General features: G+C 72.7%; 6 protein-coding genes and 2 tRNA genes. 4 read left to right on the top strand and 4 right to left on the bottom strand.

From position 1 onward, the window contains the following. Positions 1-77 precede the first annotated feature (77 nt). Positions 78-623, bottom strand: a complete 546-nt coding sequence (locus tag BZL64_RS32765; protein WP_086772746.1) for a YciI family protein — start codon at positions 621-623, stop codon at positions 78-80. A gap of 150 nt (positions 624-773) precedes the next feature. Between BZL64_RS32765 and BZL64_RS32760 the strand changes: the two genes are divergently transcribed. Together BZL64_RS32760 and BZL64_RS32755 are read left to right on the top strand one after the other, a co-directional pair. Further along, positions 774-1,538: a GAF and ANTAR domain-containing protein gene (locus BZL64_RS32760; RefSeq protein ID WP_425276092.1), complete on the top strand. Its 765-nt coding sequence runs from the start codon at positions 774-776 to the stop codon at positions 1,536-1,538. Between the two features lie 39 nt (positions 1,539-1,577). After that, a complete protein-coding gene (locus tag BZL64_RS32755; RefSeq protein WP_086772744.1) occupies positions 1,578-2,315 on the top strand; it encodes a GAF and ANTAR domain-containing protein in 738 nt (245 codons plus the stop codon). A 293-nt stretch (positions 2,316-2,608) separates the two neighbouring features. On the opposite strand, the gene BZL64_RS32745 is transcribed toward BZL64_RS32755, so the two are convergent. The 3 genes from BZL64_RS32745 to BZL64_RS32735 form a co-directional block, all read right to left on the bottom strand. Next, positions 2,609-2,830 carry a hypothetical protein gene (locus BZL64_RS32745; RefSeq protein ID WP_073499188.1) on the bottom strand — a complete coding sequence of 74 codons (222 nt, stop codon included), beginning with the start codon at positions 2,828-2,830 and terminating at the stop codon, positions 2,609-2,611. Positions 2,831-3,006: 176 nt separating this feature from the next. Then, positions 3,007-3,079, bottom strand: a tRNA-Arg gene (locus BZL64_RS32740). A 207-nt stretch (positions 3,080-3,286) separates the two neighbouring features. Next, positions 3,287-3,377, bottom strand: a tRNA-Ser gene (locus BZL64_RS32735). A gap of 156 nt (positions 3,378-3,533) precedes the next feature. Here BZL64_RS32735 and BZL64_RS32730 point away from each other — a divergent pair. Continuing rightward, positions 3,534-4,046, top strand: coding sequence for an SSI family serine proteinase inhibitor (locus tag BZL64_RS32730; RefSeq protein WP_086772742.1), 513 nt, complete (start codon positions 3,534-3,536; stop codon positions 4,044-4,046). Between the two features lie 369 nt (positions 4,047-4,415). Continuing rightward, the coding region (locus BZL64_RS32725) for a PAS domain-containing protein (protein WP_143663372.1) at positions 4,416-6,893 on the top strand (2,478 nt) is incomplete at its 3' end.

Genomic DNA, 6,893 nt, shown 5'->3' with positions numbered 1-6,893 from the left:
CGGTCCCCTCCCGCGGGCCCGCACGAAGGCCGACGGGCCCGCGGGAGGGGACCGTCAGGCCCCCGAGAGGACCGGCGTCAGGACCGTCGGCCCCCGAACTCCCACTCGTGGACCTCGGTCCCGGCATACCGTTCCCGGGTCAGGACGGCGCGTGCCGCCTCCGGGTCCGGTGCCCGGACGAGCGCCGCCGTCCCGAGCCAGGCGGCGCCGTCGTCGGACAGCAGCGGCCCGTACGCGATCAGCCCGTCGCGGTCGTCCGGTACGTCGAGATCGACGGCCTCTCCCGCGCCGAGCCCGAGGACCAGGTACCGGTCGCTCCCTTCCCGGCCGCCGGGGAAGTCCCACATCGTGCGCCCCAGCAGGTTCCGCCACCGCCGCAGCATCACGTCCCGGTAGGCACCGGCCTGGTAGTTGGGCTCGTCGAAGGCGAACGCCCGCGCGGCGGCCGGGTCGGGCAGGTCGACGATGTGCACGCTGCCGGTGAGCACGCCCTCGTCGAAGGTCGGCCCCCTGGCGATCAACTCGGCCTCGTACCGGTCCATGTAGGCCCAGTGCTCCTCCACCAGCTCGGTGCGCAGGGCGAGAGAGCCGGGCCGGTCACGGTGATGACAGAAGAACTCCATGTGCCCAGTCTCGGCGAACGCCCTGGCGGGCGGGACCGGTCCGCCGGATCCCTCAGGGCTGCGGCGGGAGCGCCGGGGCAGCCGTGGCGCGGCCGATGAGGCAGGATCGGAGGGAAGCAAGGTGACGGTTTCCGCCGGGAGGTGATGATCGTGGGCGGCGACGCGGGTTTCGGCGGCGGTGACGCCGAGGAGGAGACAGATCTCCAGCGGGCCCGGATCGCCCGCGAACTCATCACCGCCGTGCGCGGGCTGCCTCCCGAAGAGATTCCCGAAGCCCTGTGCCGGAGCTGTGCCGCTCTGCTGCCGAGCGTCGCCGGACTGTCCGTGTCCGTCCTCGGGGACGGCCCGGACTCGGCGGTGGTGCTGTTCGCGAGCGACGAGACGGCCACCCGGCTCGCGGAGATCCAGTACACCCTCGGCGAGGGCCCCAGCCCGGAGGCCGTCCGGCTACGGGCCCCGGTGTTCGCCCCGGACCTCAGGCGCGGCCCCGACGTACGGCGGTGGCCGCTGTTCTCCGATCAGGCCGCCCGAGCGGGCGTGGCAGCCGCCTTCTCCGTGCCGTTGGCGGGCGCCGGCGGCGCCTTGGGCACGCTCGACCTGTACCGGGAGACCGCGGGCGGCCTGGACGGCGACGAGGTACGGACGGCTCTGCTGGTCGCCGACGCGGTCGTCCTGGCCGTCACCGCGCTGGATCGCGCTTCTGCGGACACCGCTGGAGTCGTAACGTGGCTGGCAGGAGCAGAGTCGGATCGGGAGGAGATCCACCAGGCCACCGGAATGATCATGGCGCAGCTGGGAGTCGGCGCGGAGGAGGCACTCCTGATACTGCGTGCCAGGGCTTTCGCGCAGGGGCGCACCTCGAGCGAGGTGGCGCGGGCCGTCATCGACCGAACCATGGACATGCGTCATGACTGAGCGACCACGACATGTGACGAATCCGCCGGGGAGGCGAGCATGAACCGCGAGCGGGAGTTGGCGCAGGCGTTCGTCGACCTGGCCGACACCTATGCCTCCGACTTCGACCCACTGGTTCTCTTCAGCCGTCTGGTGCACACCTGCCGGGGGCTGCTGGAGGTGGACGCGGCGGCGGTGATGGTCGCCGACGGCCGGGGCACCCTGAAGACGATGGCGGCCACGGAGGACGGCGCCGCGTTCATCGAGCTGCTCCAGACGCAGACGGGCCGCGGCCCCTGCATGGACTGCTTCCGCACCGGCGAGGCCCGTGGCATCCCGGACATCACCGCCGAGCGGGACCGCTGGCCGAAGCTGGTCCCCGCCATGCTCGACAACGGGTACCGGGCCTTGCACACCGTCCCGCTGCGGCTGCACGACCGGCCCCTGGGAGCCGTCACCCTGCTCAACGCGCGGGTCGGGAACCTGTCCGAGGGCGACGCCCACCTGGCACAGGCGCTGGCGGACTCAGCCGCTCTGTCGCTGATGCACTGGTCCACGGAACCGGCGCGTGTCGACGACGTCATCACCCGCGTGCAGAGCGCCATCGCGGCCAAGACCGCGCTGGAGATCGCCAAGGGGATGATCGCCGTGTACGGGAACATCGAGGTGGGTGAGGCAGGGCGCCGTCTGACCGACTACGCCCGCCATCACCGGGTGAGTCTCGCCGACACGGCTCACGCCCTGGTGAGCCGCACCATGGACCCGACCGTCATCGTCGGTGACCCGCACGGATCGTGAGGCCGGGAAGCTCCCGGTGGGAGCTAGCCGGCCCTGCGACGCCGCACGGCGGCCGGCGCGGGGATGAACTCCGGCCCGTCCTCGGGCGGGAAGTCCTCGTTCTCCGCGAACTCCACGAACTCTCCGAAGTCCGGTGCCTGGAAGGGGTTCGCCGTCGGAGGCGGCGACGTCGCGGTGGCACTGCGCGGCGCCCCTTCCGGAGCGGAGAACAGCGAGGTCGAGTCGATGAGAGGACTCCCATTCGTTACAGGTCCGTGAGGAAGCTGGTGTGCCGTGACCGGGCACAGCGGTTTCTACAGCTTGGTCAGCTTGGGGTACGGGCTCAGGATCCGCTGTTGCGCCGAGCCGAAATCCACGAGGACCGCGATTCCCTCCTCGATGCCGATGACCCGGCCGAGGCCGTACATGTCGTGCGTGACCTGGTCACCCACGGCGAACTGCTTGGGCGGCGGCGCGACCGGGGCCTTGAAGGGGCTGGTGGGCAAATAGCGCTTCGATGCAGCAGGCTTTGTCATTGCTTCCAGTATGCGCCTGCCCGCAACCCCCTGGCAGCGCCCGAACGCACCCACTATCGCGAAAGCGGGGGTTCCCCGTCCGCCGGGGCCAGGCGCGGACCGGTCCGGTGGACGTACGAGGACCGGCCCAGACCAACGCAAGAGGCCCCGCATCTCTGCGGGGCCTCTTGACGGTGTGCACTCGGCAGGATTCGAACCTGCAACCTTCTGATCCGTAGTCAGATGCTCTATCCGTTAAGCTACGAGTGCTTGTCTTTCTTCTGTTTTTTGTCTTCGCTCCCGGCCCTTCCGGCCCGCTCGCGGCGACAGGAAGAACATTACATGACAGCCGCCGCCATGTGAAATCCGATTCCGATACCCCTTGTGACCTGCGCGAAGGCCCGATCTGGGGGTCAGCCGGGATGCGGCCCGGGAACGACGAAACCCCGGTCGCGGAGGACCGGGGTTCGACGTGAGCGGAGGCGGAGGGATTTGAACCCTCGATGGGATTGAAGTCCCAAACCGCATTAGCAGTGCGGCGCCATAGACCGGACTAGGCGACGCCTCCACACAGCCGCTCGCGTGTGGGCGAGTGGCGCGTGCAGATGATGACACAGTCGAGCGTCGTGTCACCAATCGGCGTCCACGGTACTAGGCGGGCGGCCCCCGGGGCAAAGGCATTCGCCGGGCGGAACGTACCCGGCGGCGGGGCGTTAGGCAGGCCATGGTCCAGGTCACACCGCTCCGGCGGCTCCTTCTCACCCTGTCCGCCGCCTCCACGGTGGCCGTCACCGGCTCCCTCGGCGCGGGTCCCGTCGCCGCCCACGCGGGCCCCGGCGCGGCCCGGCCGCCTCTCGCGCCGCCGCCCGTCCGTGACGAGGACCGGCCGACCGCCGGCGATCACCTCACGGTGACCGTCCGGGGCGCGGGCGGGAGCGCCGACGGGACGTTCCGGGTGCGCTGCCACCCGGACCGCGGGGATCACCCGGACGTGTCGGGGGCCTGCGCCGCCGTGGACCGCAACACCCGCTGGGGCAAGGACGCCTTCGCACCCGTGCCGCAGGGCGGCGTGTGCACCATGCGGTACGGCGGTCCGGCCACCGCGCATGTCACCGGCCGGTGGGCCGGCCGACCCGTCGACACGACGTTCGAGCGCGGCAACGGCTGTCACATCGAGCGGTGGGACAGGTTCGTGCCGTTGTTGCCGGAGATGGGGCGGGCACTGGCCCGGACCTGACCCGGCACCGGACCGATCCTGAACCGGCACTGACCCCGGAGAACGGGGGTCGAGGGCGGTCGCCCCGGTTCCGTTCCGGCGTCGTCCGCGGGGGTCCGAGGGGGCGGCGGGCCGGCACCCCGCCACCCCACAGATTTCGCACAGATTTCCCATGGCAGAAGCACCCGTCGCGTAAACGTCACGCGAAGGTCCCGCGAAACCGGGGCGGGCGGTCATACGTTCTGTGTCACTTCGTCGTGCGAGCTGCCTCTCATCCGGCGCCGCGAGCACGACCCCAGCCCTTAGACTCCCTCGCGTGACACGCTGCGGGACGGTTGGCAATATGGCCCGAGCGGTCGGCAAAGTGCGGTAACAGGGAGGAAGCGACTCGTGAGCAGCAGGCCATCCCGAGGCGCTGCTCGCCTCGCAGCCATACTCGACGCCCTTCCCGACGCGTTGGTCCTGGTCAACGCCAACGGAACCGTCGTCAACGCGAACACCATCGCGCTGGAGGCATTCGAGACGCCGGGCACCGCCCTCGTAGGGCGCGGACTGCTCGATCTCCTTCCGGAGTTCGACTCCAAGCTCATCCCCGGCTCGATGCGGCGCCCGGACCACATGGACCCGCGCGGCCGGACCAAGCCCACACGGATGGTCGCCCGGCGCACCGACGGCACCGAGTTCCCCGTCGAGGTCACCAGCGCCAACCTGGAGAACGGCCAGCAGGCCTACGACAGCTACGGCTACGCCAACGACGAGCTGCTGATGCTCGTCGTGCGCGACCTGTCGGGCACCGTCGACACCGAGGCCGAGCTGGCCCGGTCGCAGCGGCAGACCGAGATGATCCTGCGGGCCGCGTCCGAGGGCGTCGTCGGCACCGACACCGACGGGCGGATCGTGCTGGTCAACCCGGCCGCCGCCCAGACCCTCGGCTACCGGGCGAGCGACCTCGGCGGCAAGGAGCTGCACACGCTAGTGCTGCACTCCCGCGCCGACGGTTCCCCCTTCCCGTACGAGGAGTCGCCGCTCGCCGACACCCTGCGGTCCGGGCGCAAGCACCGGGTGCGCGGGCAGGTGCTGTGGTCCAAGAGCGGGGACAAGGTGTCGGTCGATCTGACGACCGCGCCCGTCCGGGACGGCGACCAGCTCGTCGGCGCCGTGATGACCTTCACCGACCGGCGGCCGTACGACTCCCTCGCCGAGGAGAAGGACGCCGTCGAGAAGCGGCACCGGGACGAGCTGGAGCGGCTCTCCGACGAGCACTCCTCCGACCTCACCGCGCTGCGCCAGCAGCATGTCGCCGAGCTGGAGGAGCTGCGTGAGCAGCACGCGGAGGAGCTGGCGGCCGGCGAGGAGCGCTACGCCTCGCTGGGCGAGCGGGAGAGGGACCGCTACGAGGCCCTCGCCGCCCGGTACGACCAGTTGCTGACCCTCCTCGGCGGGTCGCTGCGCGGCCCCCTGGACGAACTGCGCCGCGAACTGTCCGCGCTCGCCGCCGACGACGCCGGGCAGCTGTGGCCGGAGGCCAACCAGGTCCTGCACCACCTGTCGGCCGGGTACGCGCGCATCACCACCCTCATCGACAACGTCCTCGACTACCAGCGCCTGGATTCCGGCGGCGAGGCCGTCACCCGCACGAAGGTGATGCTCGACGCCGTCGTCGCCGCCGGGGTCGACGGGGCCGTGGAGCTGGTCGGGCCCGGCCGGGTCCAGTTCGCCGTGCACGCGCCGCCCATCGAGGCCGAGGTCGACGCGCGGCTCCTGGCGACCGCGCTCGCCCACCTCGTCGCCGACGTCGCGGGCGTCGACGCCACCGGCAACGCGCCCGTCTCGACCGGCGGCTACATGGACAACACGGTCGTCGTGGCCGCCGCCCAGCGCGGCGAGGTCGTCCGCATCGAGGTGCGCGGCCCGTACGCCGGCGGTGACCCCGTGCACGAACCGATCGTGCGCGGGATCGTGCGCGCCCACGGCGGCGTGCTGCAGACGCACGAGGTGCCGGGCATGAGCGGCAGCGCGTACGTCCTGGAGGTGCCGTTGGGCGGAGGCGCGGGCGCCGTCGCCGCCCCCGTCGGGTCCGCCCTCGCCCTGGCCGGTCCGCCGGACGTGGCCCCGCAGGCGGCCGACGCCGAGGGTGAGCAGCACTCCGTCGCCGGACGGCGGCGGGCGCGACGGTCCTCCGTGGACGCCTTCCTGGAGAGCGAGGTTCCGGGTGCGGCGGGCGCCGGTGCCGAGGGTGAGGCCGCGGTGCCGACCGGCCGGCGCCGTCGGCGTGGCCCGGCCGCCGAGGAGCCGCCGGCCCTGGCCCCCGCCGAGGAGCCGGAGGGCTCCGGCGGGACCGGCCGTCGACGCGCACGGTCCGCCGGACCCGGCGAGGACGCCGGTGTGAGCGAGGGCGCCGTGCTCACGGCCGCAGAGCACGCGGCCGGAACGGCCGCCTCGGGCAACGGACTCGGCGGCACCGTTCCGCCGCAGGGCGTACCGGCGCCGGGCGGACGGCGGGCCCGGCGCGACGACGACGAACCGCAGGCGGCCCTGCCGCCCGCCCTGCCCGCGGTCGCCGGCACTCCGGTGCCCGCGGAGGATCCCGACCAGCCGACCGGACGCCGCCGCCGTGCCCTGGCCGCCGCCAACGAGCGCGCCGCGGCGCAGGAGGCCGGGCCCCGTACGGTGTTCGCCCTGCCGCCCGCGGACGCGGACCGGCCGACGGACCCGGCGACCGGGGCGGAGGAGAGCGCGGGGGCGCGGGAGGCGGGGCAGCAGGCGCCGATGCCGGTCGTCGCTCCGGGGCCCCTTCCCGTTGCCGGGCCCCTTCCCGTTGCTGGTCCTCTACCCGTTGCCGGGCCCCTCCCCGGTCCTGTTCCCGTT

This window comes from Streptomyces bobili, assembly GCF_002154575.1.
Classification (GTDB): domain Bacteria; phylum Actinomycetota; class Actinomycetes; order Streptomycetales; family Streptomycetaceae; genus Streptomyces; species Streptomyces bobili.
The sequence above is the reverse complement of the archived record's forward strand: the minus strand, read 5'-3'. Positions and strand labels throughout refer to the sequence as shown.

Excerpts from the sequence above, each read along its gene's own strand:
- BZL64_RS32730 (WP_086772742.1), top strand. The coding sequence starts at position 3,534 with ATGGTCCAGGTCACACCGCTCCGGCGGCTCCTTCTCACCCTGTCCGCC.
- BZL64_RS32745 (WP_073499188.1), bottom strand. The coding sequence starts at position 2,830 with ATGACAAAGCCTGCTGCATCGAAGCGCTATTTGCCCACCAGCCCCTTC.
- BZL64_RS32765 (WP_086772746.1), bottom strand. The coding sequence starts at position 623 with ATGGAGTTCTTCTGTCATCACCGTGACCGGCCCGGCTCTCTCGCCCTG.
- BZL64_RS32755 (WP_086772744.1), top strand. The coding sequence starts at position 1,578 with ATGAACCGCGAGCGGGAGTTGGCGCAGGCGTTCGTCGACCTGGCCGAC.